1 protein-coding gene is annotated in these 401 nt (G+C 56.6%); it reads left to right on the forward strand.

What is annotated here, in order from left to right; genetic code table 11:
- Positions 1–36: 36 nt before the first annotated feature.
- Positions 37–401: DUF6984 family protein (locus tag N799_RS15870; protein WP_425476998.1), on the forward strand; the 365-nt coding region annotated here is incomplete at its 3' end.

Consider the following 401-nt stretch of genomic DNA (forward strand, 5'->3'; position numbering starts at 1 on the left):
GTAGGGAAACTGGAAGACATAAGGCGTTAGGCGGCCATGAGACATCTACTCGAACATGAGCGTCCGGTAGTCGCATATCTGTTTGAGCTCGCGGCCATTCCCGTAGATCTCGACGCCCTTGAGGTCAGGCCCATGTCGGATGGCGGCATGGGTAGTCTTGCCATTGCACCCTTTGATAGTTCTCGGAAACTCGGCTCATCGCCGGCGGAGTGCCACTTCTACGATCTAGATGGCGTACCCGTATCCGTAGAGCTAAACCTCGACCAGCACGGCAACCCCTTTGAGATTGACATCTGGCGGGTAGACTTCGCACCAACGGTTGGCTGGCCTTCGCGTGCAGAGCTCTTGACGGGGCCGCCTAACAAATCATTCAAGCCGAAACCGCTTCGCGGTTCGGCTTA

The sequence above is a fragment of the Lysobacter arseniciresistens ZS79 genome, from assembly GCF_000768335.1.
Lineage (GTDB): Bacteria > Pseudomonadota > Gammaproteobacteria > Xanthomonadales > Xanthomonadaceae > Novilysobacter > Novilysobacter arseniciresistens.